Raw genomic sequence first — 17,024 nt, forward strand, 5'->3', positions numbered from 1 at the left:
GAAGCGGGGTCGGGCTTTACATTACAATCTTTTTGCTCGTGCCTTACAAAAAGGATTTCCACTTCAATCCCTAACGCAAAGCATTACTCCAATTTAGCTTTAAGTTCCATTTTTAACTTATCTACCAATTCAGGGTACGCCTCGGCTACATTTTTAGTTTCATTTTCAGCAATTCTATAATCATACAATTCTACAAAACCATCATGGTGTAATACTAAACGAAGCGTGTCGGTTCTTAAAGTTGTAGCACCCACTTTATAAGCCAAAGCATAATGCCCAATAGCATCTTGTTTATTTATAATATTTTTTAACGAAACACCTTGAGTAAATCCAGGTGTTTCAATGGCTGCTAAATCGCATAAAGTTGGAAAAACATCCAAAGTTTCAACCATAGCGTTGGTTTTAAAACCTGCTTGTTTCACTCTTGGGTCGTGAATAATTAATGGTGCATGTAGCGACTCATCAAACAAACTGTGTTTTCCCCAAATGGCTTGTTCGCCTAAATGCCAGCCATGGTCGCCCCAAAGCACAACTATGGTGTTTTTATCAGCTCCGGACTGCTTTAATGCATCGAGCACCTTTCCAACTTGAGCATCGGCGTAAGTAATGCAAGCAGCGTAATGGCGACGGATTTCGTTTGCAAAATCTGCATCATCATTGGGGTCTTTTCCCCATCTATAATACTGCTTAAATTCGTTTGAATCATGCCACGTGGTGCGTCCTTCAGGTTTTTCAGGATGTTTTATTTTAGGAAAATCAACATTTTCATATTTATCATAATAATTCTTGGGGGCACCAAAAGGCAAATGTGGTTTAATAAAACCAACGGCTAGAAAAAACGGCTTTTTATTATCTAATGCCAAGGTTTTTAATTCCTTTAAAGTAGCATTGGCAATGGCTCCATCAGGGTAACTATTGTCATCGCCTTCAGCAGATTGAAAAACATCCATTTCACTGGGTTTTTCTCGAATTTCGCCATCTGCCAATCCATGCATGGCCCCTCGTGGATGCTGCCACTTTGCAACGGGCATGAAATGTTTATCCCAAGCATTTGGCATCTCAATAATAGAGCTGTCATTCCAATTAACACCGCCTCTTCCTCCCGGGTGATGCGATACTTTACCAACCGAAACCGTTGTATACCCATGTTTTTTAAACCACTCGGGCATACTTGGATTAGTTGTTTTTCCTTCAGCTATTTGTTTCGCTCTTAAAAAAAGAGCATTGTTGTTTGGCGGGCCGTACAAACCGGTTAATAAGGTAAAACGCGATGGCCCACAACTTGGGGCATTAACATAATGCCTTTGAAAAGAAACACCTTGCGCTGCCAGTTTATCGATATTAGGAGAAATTATGTAATCTGCACCAAAGCTTTTTAATTCCGGTCTTAAATCGTCAATACAAATTAGAAGTATGTTAGGTTGTTTTTTGGGCTGTGGGTTTTCACAACTGACAAGAAAAAGAATGAATGAAACGAAACAAATAATCAGGATTGATTTTCTGTTTTTCATAACGAAGTTTTAACTATTAACATTGAGATTCTATTCGATTTGAACGAATTTAACCAAACCCTTTCATAAAATCAAGTCAATTGATCCAATATATTCAATTTAAAATCCAATGTTGAACTTAAGCCATTTAATCATCTAAAGTAATCGTTCCAAGCTCAATAACCTCAAAGTTATCCAATGTAACTTTTAACAATTCCTTTAAATCATCATTGTCCCATTTTTCATGTGGTGCGCCGGTTATAAACATGTCCGAGCCCACATCGGCAAGCATCAATCCGTATTTTTTCATGGCGGTAAGGATAATTTTATTGGTCTCTGAAAAACCGCTGATATCGTAATCTGCTTTTAAACGTAATCTTCCACCGAAAAGCAATAACTCATCGCCCGTATTCCCAGAAACAAGGTGCCTTGCGGGATGCACATAACCTTCGTAAATTTTACTGCGGTTTATTGTAAAACGAATGGGATGGTCTATTTCGCCCTTTTCAATCTCTGGATACCGCACCAACAAAGGAAGAATAGGTAAACCAGCTGCATCGGCAGAGGTCCATCCGTCGGGTCTAAATGTTACGGTATTCAAATTAAAAACGGCTGCAGAAGAAGCTTCAAAACCGCTGCCAGCTTGGGTGGCGTTGTACAACTCGTATAGCATGCCGTTCTCCACATCAACAGAAATGACATGGCTATCGCCCACACCATTGCCTTCAATGGGTGCGTTTAGTGGTATGGGAAAAGGCCCTTGGTCGCTCTCATCGCCATAATTCCCATCGTAGCTATTACCTCTAAATGTGATTGGCACTTTGGGCTGGTTTCCGTTAACGCTAACATAGGGAATTCCGATGGGTGAACCCTGGTATTCGCCACTTCCAAAATCCGGATAAATGCCTTTATTGACTCCAATATTATTGATTATTAAATCTGAATTTACATCAACCGGACTATTTGAAATATCTTTATTTAAAGGATGGTTTGAAGGAAACATTTGAATGTTTTCAATGTCGCTTATATTACCTGTTGGTTTGGTATCATCAATGGTATCATTAGAATTTGAACACGAATAAAGAAAAGTTAGAGCCATATAAAAGGCTGCCCAATAAAAAGTTGAAGTTTTCATAATATAAGTAGGTTATATTTAGTTCATAACGTTTTTGTTTTCATATATTTTAAACTGAAATAGCCGTTTAATTGATTTAATACAGACAAACAAATAGTCTATATTTACTCTATGTTTTTTAATACCGCTTTTTTTAAACTTTACAAAACACCAATACTTCTTGCGTTTTCAAGTCTGTTATTATATACGGCTTTTGCTTACGATTTGGTTCGTACCGATTACATAAAACTAGTGATGCTTTACGTGGCGCTCTTCTTTTTGTTTTACAAATTGGTACAGCTTTTAAAGGCACATATTAAGTTTTTAACATGGTTAGCATTTGGTTTTAGAGCCGTTTTTATTTTTGCTATTCCCAATTTATCTCAGGATTTTTATCGTTTTATTTGGGACGGCAGAATGCTATTGGAAGGTTTTAATCCGTATTTATTTACGGTTGAATCTTTTATTGGCAACAACGAGTTTCCGGTGGCACAAGCCCAAGAATTATACAATGGCATGGGTGTTTTAAACGCGGGTCACTTTACCAATTATCCGCCCATTAACCAACTCTGTTTTGCTATTGCTGGGATTTTTTCGGGAAAAAACATTTTAGGTTCGGTCATTGTAATGCGCCTATTGATAATTGCTGCCGATTTTGGAACATTGTTTTTTGGAAAAAAATTACTCGAAAAATTAAATTTGCCTACTTATCATATATTTTGGTATATCCTCAATCCGTTTATTATTATCGAATTAACGGGCAATCTTCATTTTGAAGGGGTTATGATTTTCTTTTTAATTTGGAGTTTATATTTATTGCACGTGGGCAAATGGCAATGGGCAGCCGTTGTTTTGGGCCTATCGGTTTCAGTTAAATTGATTCCTTTAATATTTCCGCCTTTATTTTGGCAATGGTTTACAAAACGAGACGCTTCGACTGTGCTAAGCGTGACAAAGTTAATTTCATTTTATGCCATTGTATGTATTACAATAGTCGTTTTATTCCTTCCTTTTTACAGTTCGGAATTTATAATTAACTACGCAAAAACAGTTGCCCTTTGGTTTAATAATTTTGAGTTTAATGCGAGTTTGTATTACATCTCCAGAGCCATTGGGTACACGTTTAGGGGTTATAACGAAATAGCTGTTATTGGGAAAATAACGCCGATTATAGTTATAGTTTTTGTTTTAACCATCACTTTTTTTAGAAGGAATAAAAACACAATTCAATTGATAACTGCGATGTTATTGGTGCTGTCGTTTTATTATTTTACGGCCACAACGGTGCATCCGTGGTACATTGCAACGCTGTTGATACTTTCGGTTTTTACCAAATATAAATTCCCGTTGGTGTGGAGTTTTGTAATTATTCTCAGTTATTTAGCCTATCTAAATGTTGACAAAGCCGATAAATCTGAAAACTTGTGGATTATCGCTTTAGAGTACACCATAGTTTACGGTGTTTTTATTTGGGAAGTATTTATAAATAAAAAAAGGAGGCTTTTTTAAGCCTCCTTTTAGTTGATAACTTATATTAATAAGCTGCTTCTTTAATTGTTTTTAAAACATAAAACTCAACATCTTCTTCTTCACCATCCTCGTTAGTAGTTGCTTCTGTTTCAACCACATAGGCAATAAAAAAGTGTTCTCCTTTTATGGAATCAGACTTTAAATCAAATTGCTCTAAAATCTCAGCGCTTACATCGCTAAATTCTATGGTTTTGGCTTTTCCATTTTCTTTGGCAATTGTAGTAAACGAATAAATTTCACCATTAAACCCGTTAAAAACAGCTGTTGCAGCTATTTCGTCTTGTGCATTAATGACTGTGGTAAAACTTAATGTAAAAATGCTTACTAGCACTAAAAGATAATTTTTCATAATTAAAAGTTTTAAATGTTTATAATAGATTTGGTATAGAGGCTAAGCCCCAAAATTAATAATTATAACTCTTGCTCAAGATGTTATTTAATCTTACTAGCATATACGCACTTATAAACCTGGTGGTTTACAAGTGCGTAAATATTAACACCTTGTTTAGATAAACATCGATAAACAACATGTTTTATTAAGATATTATAGTTTTTTAAGATTGATTATGGTATTGATTTCCTCTTCGTCTTCAAAACCATCATCGTCTATAGTGGCTTCTATTCTCGTTTGATAGGTGATGCTAAAACTTTTACCTATTAATATTTCAGATTTTAGGTCGAATTCACTTAACAATTCTTCTTTTATCTCTTGAAAGGTTATGGTGTACTCTTCGCCGTCTTTGTTTTTTGCTATAAAATTATAGCCGTATTCTTCGTGTCCATCATAAACCGCATTTACAACCATTTCGTCTTGAATGGTTAATGTAGCTGAATTATCATTTGAGTTTGGAGAAACGGTAAAGCTTGCAAGCGTAAAAACGGATAGTGAAAATCCTATTAACTTTAATAAAACATTTGTTTTCATTGTTGTAAAGATTTAAGATTAAATTGAAAAATTTATCGGAAAACACCCTACCACAAGTCCGAATTGCTTATAATAATTTTAACCCTTAAAACTACTAGTAGTCAATATGTTATATACGTTTTATTTTTGGGTTCAGATTAAATCTCAAAATAAATTTATCTACATTTTCAGCAAAAAATTAAATGAACAATCCGTACCGGTTTTACTGCTTACTTGAATTGTGTTAATACTTTTTGTTATCTGATAAGTTAACAATGGCATCTAGGATTCAAACATTTGTTTGGCGTTTTTAAAGCTTTTAAACTCCAACATATAATCGTTAGGATCTTTGATAAAAAACGATAGATGCTCTCCTATTTTATCTTTTAAAAATGTAGTTTGTGTAACTACTTCCAAGTTTTGTTCATTTAATTTCGCATAAATTTTTCCCCAAGACGCAACATCTATAATAACCCCAAAATGAAAAGACGGTAAAATTTTACCTTCGAACACATAATTTGGATTATTGAAGTTAAATTTTTCAGCTTTAATAAATGTAAGTTGATGACCAAATAAATTAATATCTACCCAGTTTTCTGTCATTCTTCCTAAAGAACCACCAATGGTATTGATGTAAAAGTTTCTGGTTTCTTTTACACTTAAACATGGTAATGACATGTGAAATGACGTTTCCATAAGCTTATATTTTAACTAGTTATTTTAGAGTAATTTACAAAATATAACGATAGGTTTATTAGGCTTTTAATCGAAATCCTCAGAATCTTCATCAACCAAATCTGGGTCTTGCACCGCTTCCGGATCATTATCATCAAAGTCTTCGTAATCGTCTTCGTCGTAATTCTCCATGGTTACCTCTAATTTAGCGCTTACTTTTACTAAATATTTGGTATCTGCAGTGATTACCTCAACCGCTTCAATCAATTCGTTTTGAGCATTTCTAAAAGTTACTATTTGGTCGTCGTCGTAACCATCGGGATACTTTTCAACCAATAAAGCTAAAATTTCTGGTGTTAGCTTTTTAAAATCGACGATTACCCGTTTTAAATTATCATTTCTATTTTTCATATCATGTGTTTTTATAAAAATAAAGATACTAGATTATTTAATTCTAATAACGTCGTAAAAATCTTTTCTTCTATCTTTTAAATTTTTTACAGCTCCAAAAGAATGCAGTTCTTTCAATAAGCTTAAATCGACATCGGCGACCAAAATCATTTCTGTATTTGTAGTGGCTTCAGCTTTAATTCCGCTGCTGGGAAACGAAAAATCGCAAGGCGTAAATACAGCAGATTGCGCATATTGAATGTCCATATTATTTACGTTGGGCAAATTACCAACGCTTCCTGAAATGGCCACATAACATTCGTTTTCAATGGCACGCGCTTGAGAACATAAGCGCACACGGGAATAGCCATTTTGGGTATCGGTTAAAAACGGAACAAACAGAATTTCCATACCTTCATCGGCCAACAAACGCGATAACTCCGGAAACTCGGAATCGTAACAAATCAATATGCCTATTTTACCGGCATCTGTTTGAAATGTTTTCAGTTTATTTCCTTTTTGCATGCCCCAAACCTTAGCTTCGTCTGGTGTTACATGTATTTTTTCGTAGCGCTCCGTACTGCCGTCTCTTCGGCATAAATAGCCAACATTATATAATTTATCGTCTACAACTTCGGGCATGCTGCCAGAAATAATATTGATGTTATACGAAATAGACAGTTGCTTTAATTTATCGATTATCGTTTCGGTGAATCCTGCCAGTTCCCTGATAGCATCCGATTCTTTCATATGATTGAACTCCGCCATTAAAGGCGCATTGAAAAACTCCGGAAACACGGCAAAATCCGATTTATAGGCAGCAACGCTATCAATAAAATACTCAACCTGTTGCATTAAATCGTCCAGACCTTTGTACGGTCGCATTTGCCATTGAATAAGCCCTAACCTAACAATGGTTTTAACGGTACTCGCCTTTTTATTTGGCTTGGTATAGTAGATATTGTCCCACTCCATTAAAACGGCATATTCGTTGGATGCGGTGTCGCCCTCCAAATAGCCTTTTAAAATACGAACGGGATGGAAATCGTTCGAAATCTGAAAGTTTAAAACGGGGTCGTGAATTTCCTTACGCTTAACTTTTTCAATGTATTGTTTGGGTGTAAGCTGTTTGTGTTTGTAATAATTAGGCATTCTACCACCAAAAACAATACCTTTTAAATTCAGGTTTTCGCAAACTTCCTTTCTGTAATCGTACAACCGTCGCCCCAAGCGTAAACCTCTATATTGTGGCTTTATAAACACATCTATTCCATACAATACATCGCCATTTGGATCGTGGTTTTTAAATGATTTTCCGCCGATAATATCCTCATAAGTATGCTCGTTATCAATACTGTTATAATCTACAATAAGCGACAAGGCACAACCCGCAATATCGCCATCTATTTTAATAACGACCTGACCTTCGGGAAACAGTGAGGTTAAGTCTTCAATATGATGTCTTTTCCAATACGAATTAAGTATGCCTCCGTAAGATTCCAATGTAGCTTCCTTTAGCTCTTGAAAATCATCAACAGTAAGGTACTTTAGTTCAATATTATCAATTTTATTTGTTTCCATTATTGTCCTAAAAGATAAGCAAAAATTAATGGCGCAACTATAGTGGCATCGCTTTCAATAATGAATTTAGGCGTATCGATATCCAATTTTCCCCAAGTGATTTTCTCATTTGGGACAGCACCGGAGTACGAACCATAACTTGTTGTTGAATCGCTAATCTGACAAAAATAACTCCAGAACGGTGTTTCAGGGCGCTCCATATCTTGATATAACATGGGCACAACACAGATTGGAAAATCGCCTGCAATCCCGCCACCTATTTGAAAGAAACCAATGCCATTCTTTGAATTTTCGGTGTACCAATCGGCTAAAAAGGTCATGTATTCAATACCGGATTTCATGGTGCTGGCTTTTAATTCGCCTTTAAGTACGTAGCTTGCAAAAATATTCCCCATGGTACTATCTTCCCATCCCGGGCATACAATTGGTAGGTTTTTTTCCGCAGCAGCGTACATCCACGAATCTTTTACATCAATCTCGTAGTATTGCTCTAAAACCCCAGACAGCAACATTTTGTACATGTACTCATGTGGCAAATAGCGTTCGCCTTTGGCTTCGGCATCCTTCCATATTTTATGGATGTGTTTTTGCAAACGACGGAATGCTTCGTGTTCTGGAATACATGTATCGGTTACCCGATTTAATCCTTTTTCCAGCAAATCCCATTCGTCTTGAGGCGTTAAATCGCGATAGTTAGGCACGCGTTTGTAATGCGAGTGCGCTACTAAATTCATGATGTCTTCCTCAAGATTTGCGCCTGTACAAGAAATGATTTGCACTTTATCCTGACGAATCATTTCTGCAAAACTTTTACCAAGCTCTGCGGTGCTCATAGCGCCTGCCAACGACACCAGCATTTTGGCGCCAGAATCTAATTGGGCCTCGTAGCCTTTTGCTGCATCAACTAAAGCTGCCGCATTAAAATGTAAATAATGGGTTTCAATAAATTGAGAAATTGGTCCTTTAGTAGTCATCGTTATCGTTGTATTTTGAATTGTTTTTGTTTACTTGGTCACTATCAAATGCATTGTCGTACTCATCCTCAGCTTCATCATTTTTAAACTTATAGCTCAGCATTTTATAGTATAATTTTGCTGCTAAGAAATCAGAGGATTTATCTTTTTCATTCGGGCATAGTTCAACTATATCAAAGCCTACCACATTTTTTTCTTCGAAAACTTGCTTTAAAAATTCTAAGGTTTCGTACCACAACAATCCACCGGGTTCGGGCGTTCCCGTACTTGGTAGTATTGAAGGGTCGAAAGCATCTAAATCGAAAGTAATGAAAACGTTATCTGTCATTTGATCGATTGCAGAATCCATCCACGAATCATCAACAGCCATGTCGTGCGCAAAATAGGTTTTATCTTCGTCCATCACTGTTTTTTCAATGGCATCCATAGAACGAATACCAACTTGAATGAGGTTGGTGCTTTGGCTCGCTTCGTAAACGGCACAAGCATGATTGCATTTAGAGCCGTCGTACGATTTGCGTAAATCGGCATGCGCATCAATATGGAGTACAGTTAAGCTGGGATACATCTCATTGAACGCACGAATGGTACCAATTGAAATGGAGTGCTCGCCACCAAAAATAGTTACAAACTTGTTCTTTTTAATATACTTTTTCACCGTTTGATGCACAACTTCTACCATAGTTTCCGGCGAACTGTTTTCAGTTACAGGCTCAACCAAGTGCACACCTTGTTTGTACACTTCGGTATCGGTTTCAATGTCGTAAAGCTCCATGTTTTCCGAAGCATTTAAAAAAGCCTCGGGCCCTTTGTCTGCGCCTTTTTGCCATGTACTTGTGCCATCATAAGGCACAGGGATTAATACAATTTTTGCGCTTTCTAATTTTGCGAATTCTTCTGGAATTCCAGCGTAAGTTTTTGTTTTCATTGTTTTATTTAACTGCTAATGGTAAATCAGCTTCTGTATTTTTTATTGTTTGTGTTGTGTTTGTATCAGGTTTTTTATCGTAACCCAAAATTTTAAGTAAGTCTTCACTTTTTTGTTGTTCGGAAAATAGTTCTGTGGTTATATTTCCTTCGGCATCTTTGTTAATTAAAATATGCTTTGGGGAAGGGATTAAACAATGCTGTAAACCACCAAATCCGCCTATGGTTTCTTGATAGGCCCCTGTATTGAAAAAGCCAATGTACAAGGGTTTTTCCTTGTTGTATTTTGGTAAATAAATAGCATTCATGTGCTGCTCACTGTTGTAATAATCGTCGCTATCGCAGGTTAAGCCACCCAACAAAACACGCTCGTAACTTTGCTCCCAACGGTTTATTGGCAACATAATAAAGCGTTTATTAATAGCCCAAGTATCAGGAAGCGTTGTGATGAACGATGAGTTGATCATATTCCATTTTTCACGATCGTTTTGTTGTTTTTGGTACAGTATTTCGTAAATCGCTCCGCCACTTTCACCCACGGTAAAGCTACCAAATTCCGTAAAAATATTGGGCACATCTACGCCTTCTTCTTCACAGGTTAGCTTAATTTGATTAACGATTTCGTCTACCAAATACTCGTAATCAAATTCGAATGCCAACGAGTTTTTTATAGGAAACCCACCGCCAATATTCAAGCTATCCAAACTTGGGCAAATCTTTTTCAAACTCGTATAAACCTTTAAACATTTTAAAAGCTCGTTCCAATAATACGCGTTATCGCGAATGCCGGTATTAATAAAAAAGTGAAGCATTTTAAGTTCTACTTTCTTATTGTTCTGAATTTGATTTTTGTAAAAAGGCACAATGTTTTTATAGCCAATGCCCAAACGTGAGGTGTAGAACTCGAACTTTGGTTCTTCCTCCGAAGCGATACGGATACCCACATTAAACTTCCCGTTTATCTCTTGCGAAAGCAAATTGATTTCTTCGTAATTATCAATAATCGGGATGCAATTTTTATGTCCGCTGTTAATTAACCTTGCAATATTGGTTATGTATTGCGCACGCTTAAACCCATTACTAATAATAAAGGTTTCATTGGTTATTTTGCCTTCTTCTTTAAGGTTTTCAACAATATCAATATCGAAAGCCGAAGAGGTTTCAATATGAATATCATTTTTTAAAGCCTCGTTTAACACATGTTTAAAATGTGAGCTTTTAGTACAATAGCAATAGTTGTAATTACCTTTATAATCGTGCTTTTCAATGGCATCTGAAAACCATTTTTTGGCACGTTGAATATTGTTGGATATTTGTGGCGAATAGGTAAATTTTAAGGGTGCACCGTATTGCTCGACCAATTCCATGAGATTAATATCATGGAAGTTTAATTTATTGTTTTCTAGTGTAAATTCTTCTTGTGGAAAATCAAAAGTTTGATTGATTAAATCAATATATTTAGTATTCATTTTTTAGTTTTTAACGGTCTGTTACAACGTTCTAGAAAAATATTTTATCCTATGATAAAACATATCTTGAAAATGATAACATAATTTTAATAAAAATATAGTAATTATTTATGAAACAGCGCAATTATCGCTGTAATAACAAATTTTTAAGAATAAATCAAACTTGTATTTTTCGCTCAGTAGTAGGAACAAAGCCGTAGTTATGCTGGCTAGCATAGATAGGTAAAACGGAAGTTAGCTTTAAAATTCGGTCGCTCATCCTATAAGCTGCTTTTGAATATGACTTCCTAATTTTCAAAAGCCCGAACATAGAAACAGGGTTCAATTTGTTCAGCTAAATGCGATGCAAATGAAATACTTTTTTTTGAATTACAAAATTTTTTTTTTGAAATTTTTATCGCTCTCTTTTTAGCGTTTTTTAAGGCTTGATATTGCGAAGGAAATCAGTAAATTTGGTACTTAACCTTATTTTGAGCAGAACATATTTATGAGCATATCCGACTTTTTAGTATCATTGGTTCCGTTTACCCAAACCGAGTTGCAGGACATTCTTGCTCATTTTAAGAAAGAATCTGTTTCGAAAAATCAAATTCTTGTTCGTCAAGGCCAAATTTGTAATGCTTTATATTTTGTTGAACACGGCATGGGCAGAAGCTACTACCTTAATGAAGGCGGAAAGGAAATTACACAATGGTTTTTTGGCGTGGGTAAATTTATGACTAGTGTTGATAGCTTTTTTCAACAAAGTCCGAGTTTGTATTATTTAGAGGTTTTAGAAGATTCTGTTTTATACCGCATTTCTAAAAGTGACTTAGATGCGCTATTCTATAAATACCCAAAAATGGAAAAAATGGGCAGAATGGCAAGCACCGAAATGCTAACTAGGGTCGTTAATAAACTCAATGCCATTCAGTTTCAAACCGCCAGAGAACGTTACGACTATATGCTTAGTGAATTTCCAGATATTGCCTATCGTGTTCCGCTAGGTCATATTGCTTCCTATCTGGGAATGACCCAAGAAACTTTAAGCAGAATTAGAAAAAACGGCTCGGGAACTTAATTAGTGTCACCTATCAAACCATCTTAATTTCAACAACTTACACTATTTGATTTAAGTCAAAAGAAAAAAACCCATACATGCTTATCTTTACATTGTATTTATAAATTTATTTACAATGAACAGAAACAAAACCGCAATAAAAGTCTTGATGATTGCGCTTTTAGCCATAGCTCCGCCTATAACTTTCGCGCAAGAATTAGACCCTGTATTAAAAGACTTGATTCATAAAGGACTTGAAAAAAACCATCAAATCAACACCAATCGATTAGACTCCGAACAAGCTAAAGTAGACCAGCAATTGGCTAAGTCTGTTTTCTTGCCCAAGATTACCTTTAATGGAAGTTATGCTCGATTAAATGACGATATTACTTTTGATGATGCCACACAAACCTTATTAATTGAGACTCAAAAACTCATTATTAAGGACGCTGTGGGTTTGCCTTTTAACTCCCCTTTTCCAGACCATATTCCGTTGCAAGACGCACCTAATCTTCAAGATAAAAACATCTTGAAAACATCGGTGGATTTGGATTGGGTATTATTTAGCGGATTGGAAGCTAGCAATGCCTTAAAAGCGAGCAAACATAAAGAGACCTCTTTAAATTTTGTAGGCATGGCAGAAAAAGATAAAGTGGCTTTGCAAATTATTGAGGCCTATGACAAACTCGCCTTGGTAAAAGCATCAAAAAAAGTACTTACCAACACCGAAAACTACTTGAACGAACAAGCTTTTTATGTTAAAAAGGCGATTGAAAATGGTTTGGCAACGCCCATAAGTCGCAAAAAAATTGAGCTTGCCCAACAACAATTAGAAGCAAAAAAACTGGAATTTGATCATAATAACATCTTATTAATTGAAGTGCTTCATCAACTTACTGGCGAAACCAAAGAAAACTTAAGAATGCTCAATCCGCAGTTGGAATCATTTTCGGTTGTTTCAAATTCAAATACCGAAAAACGCAACGAGGTTAAAGCTTTGGAAGAAGCCGAAAAAGCAACACATTATCAAGCCAAAATGGAAAAAAGCAATTTTATCCCTAAGGTTGCTGTTAAGGGACATTATGAATTTATTGAAGATGATTTATCGCTGCTAGACCCTAAGTGGTTTATTGGAGTTGGCGTACAATGGCGTGTTTTTGACGGAAATACTTCTAGGCTGAAAAGTAAAAAAACAGCATTGGAAAGCCTGAAATACCAAGAAAAAATAAACGAAGCCCAAGAAATGATTGGCTTGAGCATTATAAAATCGGAGTTGGCTTATCAAGCATCTCAACAAAACACCAATATCGTTCAAAAAGAAATAGAGCTTGCTAACGATACCTACGATATGGTTAATAAGCAATACAAAAACAATCTGGCATCAATCACGGAATTGCTAGATGCCCTAAACGACGTGGAAAAAGCCAATTTTAAATTACAGGAATCCTACTATAACGAAAGACGTGCAGTTGCAAATCTGCTTCATGCCAAAGGCATACTGACTTACTAACTTAAAAAACACATTACGAAATGAAAACATATAAAAACATCATATTAGGTTGCATTACCCTATTCGCTTTGCATTCTTGTAAAAACGAACAATTAACCAACAACAGAGGAAAAGTTAAATTTGAAACCATTTCGGTTAGCGGTAAAGTTCCTGGAAGGATTGGAAAAATTTACGTAAAAGAAGGCCAAGTCGTAAAAAAAGGCGATACCCTTGCGGCCATGGATATTCCCGAAGTTCATGCAAAAATGATGCAGGCCGAGGGCGCTATTGTTTCAGCTAAAGGTCAATTAAACATGGCTTATAATGGTGCTACAACCGAACAATTAAATCAAATTGAAGGCCAATTAAACGCGGGAAAAGCCCAATTGCAATTTGCCCAAGAATCTTATAACAGATTGCAAAACATGTTTCAGGATTCCTTAATTAGTCAACAACAATTTGATGAAGTAAAAATGAAACTCCAGATGGCCAAAGCGCAGGTAGATGGTTTGGAAGCGAAGCGCGACGAAGTGAAAAAAGGGGCCAGAGCAGAACAAATAGAACAGGCCAAAGGGCAATTAGACCGAGCACTCGGAGCCAAAGAAGAAGTGCTTTCGGCGTCCAAAGAACAGTATTTAATGGCGCCGGCAGACATGTCTGTTGAAACCATTAGCTTGGAGGAAGGCGAATTGCTTACTCCGGGTTTTACCTTGTTCAATGGCTATAAAACCGATAGTGTTTATTTTAGATTTACCATTCCGGAATCAAGGATTTATGATTTTGAAGTGGGCAAAGAGCTCACGCTTATCAACCCTTATACCGAAGAAGAAACCAAGTCTAAAGTTGTAGCCATAAAACAATTGGCGCAATATGCAGATATTACAAGTACGGCACCGCTGTATCAATTATCAGAATCTATTTATGAGCTAAAAGTGGTACCAACAACAGACGTATCAAAACAAAAGTTTTTTATCAACGCTACAATACTTATCAAATAATGAAAAATTTTATAAGCTTACTCCAGGTAGAATTTAAGCGTATTTTTTCAAATGGCGTTTTACTCGCCATCTTTTTTGGAGCACCAATAGGTTACGGTATTTTATTTGGCTATGTGTACCAACAAGGAAAGGTTGTAGATCTTCCCATTGTCATTATTGATGAAGATCGCAGTCCGGCATCCGACAAAATCATTGATGCGCTTGAAGATAACGAAGGTTTATTTGTTGCAGATGTTAGAGCAACTGATGGTAACATACGCGCTGAAATGCCAACGGAACAATACGCTGCGGTTATAACAATACCCACCGATTTTGAAAAGCATATTTTACAGAAAAAGCATCCTGAAATTCGAGTGGACTTAAATATGGCGAATATTTTAAATGCCAATACGGCAAGTAATAATATCAATTTGGTTTTGATGACGCTAAACGCTGGTATGGAAATAGAAGGACTGAAAAAACAAGGACTTCACCCTGTGCAAGCTATGGCATCTTACGAAAGTTTTAAAATCAACTTTAACAAACTCTATAATTCTTCTGGTAACTATGTTAATTTTATGTTACCCGGAATACTCGCTGCCATTATGCAACAGGTTATATTTTTGGCCATGGCATTAGTGTTTTCAAGAGATTTTGAAGACGGTTATTTTGCACAACTTATTCAAAAAAGCAAGTCGTCCTTATATCATATTTTTTTAAAAGCGACCCCGTTTTTATTAATGCTTCCTTTTATGTGGCTTTTTATCAGCCTGCTTTTTGTTTATTTTAATATTACTGCAGATATTTTTAATTTCCCAATGTTGGTATTAACCATTCTTTTAACGTTGGCTTCCATGTTTGTTGGCATGCTGTTTTCTATTGCCATTCCAAACCAATTAAAAGCCACAGAGTTATTAATGGTAATTTCTACACCTGCATTTATTTTAAGTGGATTTACATGGCCAACAGAAGCCATACCCAATTTAATTACCAATGTGGCACAATTTATTCCCGTTACGCAATTTTTAAGTGGTTTCAGAAGAATTGCCTTTTACGGAGGCGATTTAGCATCTATAATGCCAGAAATAAGGATTTTATTATTAATCATTGTTGTGGCTTTTGTGAGCATGGTTTTACTGCTACAGTTTAAGATTAACTCGCAGTTTAAAAAAGAAGCAAAAACCGTTGTAGAGACAGATTTGCAATAGCATTGCAGTTTATTTAATTTTAAAAAAACGCTAAATTATCCGTAATGAAAACACATATCAAATCAATCAGGCCTTTTATTGGCGCAAAAAACTATAATATTTCCAGACAATTTTACAAAGATTTTGGGTTTGAAGAAATTAAAATCTCAGAAAAGCTGTCTAACTTCAAATCGGAAAATTTTGGATTTTATCTACAAGATGCCTATGTAAAAGATTGGATTGACAATACCATGGTTTTCTTGGAAATTGTAAACGTAGAAGCGCATGTATCCAATCTAAAAAAAATAAATCTGGAAGAAAAATACAATGGTGTAAGAATTTCAGAAATCCAATACAACGATTGGGGAAAGGAATACTTTGTGCACGACCCATCGGGTGTTTTGTGGCATGTTGGGGCGTTTAAAATGGCTTAAAGCATCTTCAAAGTATTCAATTCTTGCTCGGTTAAGTGTTTCCAATGTCCGCGCGGAATATCTTTTTTAGTTAAATGCCCAATGGCGACACAATCCAAACTAATAATATCATACTTTAAATAATCGAAAATAGTACGGATAATGGTGTTGCCCGTGTTTTTAATTTTTAAGCCAATTTCTTTTTTTGATGCACCATCAATATAGCTAATCTCTTCAACAGCGATCAGTTTTCCTTGAACCTTAAAACCTTCCTGAATTTTTTTTAGGTCTTCAAATTTCAAGTTTTTATCTAATTCAATGTGAAACAAACGCGCCACCCCGTTTTTGGAGTTTGTAAATTTATCTACAATAACATCGTCGTTTGTAAACAATAACAACCCTTTGGAGTTTCTGCCCAAACGCCCAATGGGCTTAATGCGCGAACTAGTTGCATTGGCAACCAAATCCATAACGGTGCGCCCTTTGCCTTCGCTGGTAGTGGTCGCAAATCCTTTGGGTTTATTTAGTAAAACATAAGCCTTTTTCTCTGGGTTTATACGGGCACCATCGTAACGCACTTCGTCACCAACTTTAACCTTATAACCCATTTCGGTAATTATTTTTCCATTTACGGAAACCAAACCTGTGGCAATATGCACATCGGCTTCACGACGTGAACACATTCCGGAATTGGCAACGTATTTATTTAAACGAATCTCATTAGGATTTGAAGGTTTTTTAGGTTTAGGCTCTGCTTTCTTAAAAAACGCATGGCCTTTACCATCACCTTTTCTGAAGTTCTTTTTAGTGCCTTCAACTTTTGTTTTTCCTTTTCTTTGTCCGCCTTGTTGCTTACTCATCACTT

General features: G+C 35.9%; 17 protein-coding genes. 6 read left to right on the plus strand and 11 right to left on the minus strand.

The annotated features are described in order from the left end of the window. Window positions 1-83: 83 nt before the first annotated feature. Entirely contained in the window at window positions 84-1,511 is a 1,428-nt protein-coding gene (locus RNZ47_RS00580) for a sulfatase (RefSeq protein ID WP_311935070.1), read from the minus strand. A 127-nt stretch (window positions 1,512-1,638) separates the two neighbouring features. Beyond that, window positions 1,639-2,625: a hypothetical protein gene (locus tag RNZ47_RS00585; RefSeq protein WP_311935072.1), complete on the minus strand. Its 987-nt coding sequence runs from the start codon at window positions 2,623-2,625 to the stop codon at window positions 1,639-1,641. 111 nt (window positions 2,626-2,736) lie between these two features. Here RNZ47_RS00585 and RNZ47_RS00590 point away from each other — a divergent pair, with 111 nt between their 5' ends. After that, window positions 2,737-4,113, plus strand: coding sequence for an MptA/MptB family glycosyltransferase (locus RNZ47_RS00590; protein ID WP_311935073.1), 1,377 nt, complete (start codon window positions 2,737-2,739; stop codon window positions 4,111-4,113). A gap of 25 nt (window positions 4,114-4,138) precedes the next feature. On the opposite strand, the gene RNZ47_RS00595 is transcribed toward RNZ47_RS00590, so the two are convergent. From RNZ47_RS00595 to RNZ47_RS00630, 8 genes are all read right to left on the minus strand, one after another. After that, complete coding sequence (locus RNZ47_RS00595; protein WP_311935075.1) at window positions 4,139-4,483, minus strand: hypothetical protein; 345 nt, start codon at window positions 4,481-4,483, stop codon at window positions 4,139-4,141. A 195-nt stretch (window positions 4,484-4,678) separates the two neighbouring features. After that, on the minus strand, window positions 4,679-5,059 hold the full coding sequence (locus tag RNZ47_RS00600; protein ID WP_311935078.1) for a hypothetical protein: 381 nt from the start codon (window positions 5,057-5,059) through the stop codon (window positions 4,679-4,681). 261 nt (window positions 5,060-5,320) lie between these two features. Then, a complete protein-coding gene (locus tag RNZ47_RS00605) occupies window positions 5,321-5,734 on the minus strand; it encodes a VOC family protein (RefSeq protein ID WP_311935080.1) in 414 nt (137 codons plus the stop codon). Window positions 5,735-5,800: 66 nt separating this feature from the next. Beyond that, on the minus strand, window positions 5,801-6,124 hold the full coding sequence (locus RNZ47_RS00610; RefSeq protein ID WP_311935082.1) for a hypothetical protein: 324 nt from the start codon (window positions 6,122-6,124) through the stop codon (window positions 5,801-5,803). A gap of 33 nt (window positions 6,125-6,157) precedes the next feature. Further along, a complete protein-coding gene (locus RNZ47_RS00615) occupies window positions 6,158-7,684 on the minus strand; it encodes a bifunctional GNAT family N-acetyltransferase/carbon-nitrogen hydrolase family protein (RefSeq protein WP_311935083.1) in 1,527 nt (508 codons plus the stop codon). Beyond that, window positions 7,684-8,658, minus strand: coding sequence for a deoxyhypusine synthase family protein (locus RNZ47_RS00620; protein ID WP_311935084.1), 975 nt, complete (start codon window positions 8,656-8,658; stop codon window positions 7,684-7,686). Before RNZ47_RS00620 ends, RNZ47_RS00615 begins: the two co-directional genes overlap by 1 nt. Further along, a complete protein-coding gene (speB, locus tag RNZ47_RS00625; RefSeq protein ID WP_311935086.1) occupies window positions 8,648-9,586 on the minus strand; it encodes an agmatinase in 939 nt (312 codons plus the stop codon). Before speB ends, RNZ47_RS00620 begins: the two co-directional genes overlap by 11 nt. A 4-nt stretch (window positions 9,587-9,590) precedes the next feature. Beyond that, a complete protein-coding gene (locus RNZ47_RS00630) occupies window positions 9,591-11,054 on the minus strand; it encodes an arginine decarboxylase (protein ID WP_311935088.1) in 1,464 nt (487 codons plus the stop codon). A gap of 487 nt (window positions 11,055-11,541) precedes the next feature. Between RNZ47_RS00630 and RNZ47_RS00635 the strand changes: the two genes are divergently transcribed. The 5 genes from RNZ47_RS00635 (at window position 11,542) to RNZ47_RS00655 (ending at window position 16,180) form a co-directional block, all read left to right on the plus strand. Beyond that, the gene (locus RNZ47_RS00635; RefSeq protein WP_311935090.1) at window positions 11,542-12,114 is read left to right on the plus strand and encodes a Crp/Fnr family transcriptional regulator; all 573 of its coding nucleotides are present in this window, start codon (window positions 11,542-11,544) and stop codon (window positions 12,112-12,114) included. A gap of 115 nt (window positions 12,115-12,229) precedes the next feature. After that, entirely contained in the window at window positions 12,230-13,603 is a 1,374-nt protein-coding gene (locus RNZ47_RS00640; RefSeq protein WP_311935093.1) for a TolC family protein, read from the plus strand. Between the two features lie 20 nt (window positions 13,604-13,623). Then, window positions 13,624-14,580 carry an HlyD family secretion protein gene (locus RNZ47_RS00645; protein WP_311935095.1) on the plus strand — a complete coding sequence of 319 codons (957 nt, stop codon included), beginning with the start codon at window positions 13,624-13,626 and terminating at the stop codon, window positions 14,578-14,580. Beyond that, the gene (locus RNZ47_RS00650) at window positions 14,580-15,767 is read left to right on the plus strand and encodes an ABC transporter permease (RefSeq protein WP_311935097.1); all 1,188 of its coding nucleotides are present in this window, start codon (window positions 14,580-14,582) and stop codon (window positions 15,765-15,767) included. Before RNZ47_RS00645 ends, RNZ47_RS00650 begins: the two co-directional genes overlap by 1 nt. A 44-nt stretch (window positions 15,768-15,811) precedes the next feature. Then, window positions 15,812-16,180, plus strand: coding sequence for a VOC family protein (locus RNZ47_RS00655; RefSeq protein ID WP_311935100.1), 369 nt, complete (start codon window positions 15,812-15,814; stop codon window positions 16,178-16,180). On the opposite strand, the gene RNZ47_RS00660 is transcribed toward RNZ47_RS00655, so the two are convergent. Continuing rightward, entirely contained in the window at window positions 16,177-17,019 is an 843-nt protein-coding gene (locus RNZ47_RS00660; RefSeq protein WP_311935102.1) for a pseudouridine synthase, read from the minus strand. The two genes, RNZ47_RS00655 and RNZ47_RS00660, sit on opposite strands and share 4 nt — an antisense overlap. Between the last annotated feature and the right edge of the window lie 5 nt (window positions 17,020-17,024).

The sequence above is a fragment of the Hwangdonia seohaensis genome, from assembly GCF_031932625.1.
Taxonomy (GTDB): Bacteria; Bacteroidota; Bacteroidia; order Flavobacteriales; family Flavobacteriaceae; genus Hwangdonia; species Hwangdonia seohaensis.

What these genes read in the sequence shown, in the direction of transcription:
- RNZ47_RS00580 (WP_311935070.1), bottom strand. Translation starts at nt 1,511, where the DNA reads ATGAAAAACAGAAAATCAATCCTGATTATTTGTTTCGTTTCATTCATT.
- RNZ47_RS00585 (WP_311935072.1), bottom strand. Translation starts at nt 2,625, where the DNA reads ATGAAAACTTCAACTTTTTATTGGGCAGCCTTTTATATGGCTCTAACT.
- RNZ47_RS00590 (WP_311935073.1), top strand. Translation starts at nt 2,737, where the DNA reads ATGTTTTTTAATACCGCTTTTTTTAAACTTTACAAAACACCAATACTT.
- RNZ47_RS00595 (WP_311935075.1), bottom strand. Translation starts at nt 4,483, where the DNA reads ATGAAAAATTATCTTTTAGTGCTAGTAAGCATTTTTACATTAAGTTTT.
- RNZ47_RS00600 (WP_311935078.1), bottom strand. Translation starts at nt 5,059, where the DNA reads ATGAAAACAAATGTTTTATTAAAGTTAATAGGATTTTCACTATCCGTT.
- RNZ47_RS00605 (WP_311935080.1), bottom strand. Translation starts at nt 5,734, where the DNA reads ATGGAAACGTCATTTCACATGTCATTACCATGTTTAAGTGTAAAAGAA.
- RNZ47_RS00610 (WP_311935082.1), bottom strand. Translation starts at nt 6,124, where the DNA reads ATGAAAAATAGAAATGATAATTTAAAACGGGTAATCGTCGATTTTAAA.
- RNZ47_RS00615 (WP_311935083.1), bottom strand. Translation starts at nt 7,684, where the DNA reads ATGGAAACAAATAAAATTGATAATATTGAACTAAAGTACCTTACTGTT.
- RNZ47_RS00620 (WP_311935084.1), bottom strand. Translation starts at nt 8,658, where the DNA reads ATGACTACTAAAGGACCAATTTCTCAATTTATTGAAACCCATTATTTA.
- speB (WP_311935086.1), bottom strand. Translation starts at nt 9,586, where the DNA reads ATGAAAACAAAAACTTACGCTGGAATTCCAGAAGAATTCGCAAAATTA.
- RNZ47_RS00630 (WP_311935088.1), bottom strand. Translation starts at nt 11,054, where the DNA reads ATGAATACTAAATATATTGATTTAATCAATCAAACTTTTGATTTTCCA.
- RNZ47_RS00635 (WP_311935090.1), top strand. Translation starts at nt 11,542, where the DNA reads ATGAGCATATCCGACTTTTTAGTATCATTGGTTCCGTTTACCCAAACC.
- RNZ47_RS00640 (WP_311935093.1), top strand. Translation starts at nt 12,230, where the DNA reads ATGAACAGAAACAAAACCGCAATAAAAGTCTTGATGATTGCGCTTTTA.
- RNZ47_RS00645 (WP_311935095.1), top strand. Translation starts at nt 13,624, where the DNA reads ATGAAAACATATAAAAACATCATATTAGGTTGCATTACCCTATTCGCT.
- RNZ47_RS00650 (WP_311935097.1), top strand. Translation starts at nt 14,580, where the DNA reads ATGAAAAATTTTATAAGCTTACTCCAGGTAGAATTTAAGCGTATTTTT.
- RNZ47_RS00655 (WP_311935100.1), top strand. Translation starts at nt 15,812, where the DNA reads ATGAAAACACATATCAAATCAATCAGGCCTTTTATTGGCGCAAAAAAC.
- RNZ47_RS00660 (WP_311935102.1), bottom strand. Translation starts at nt 17,019, where the DNA reads ATGAGTAAGCAACAAGGCGGACAAAGAAAAGGAAAAACAAAAGTTGAA.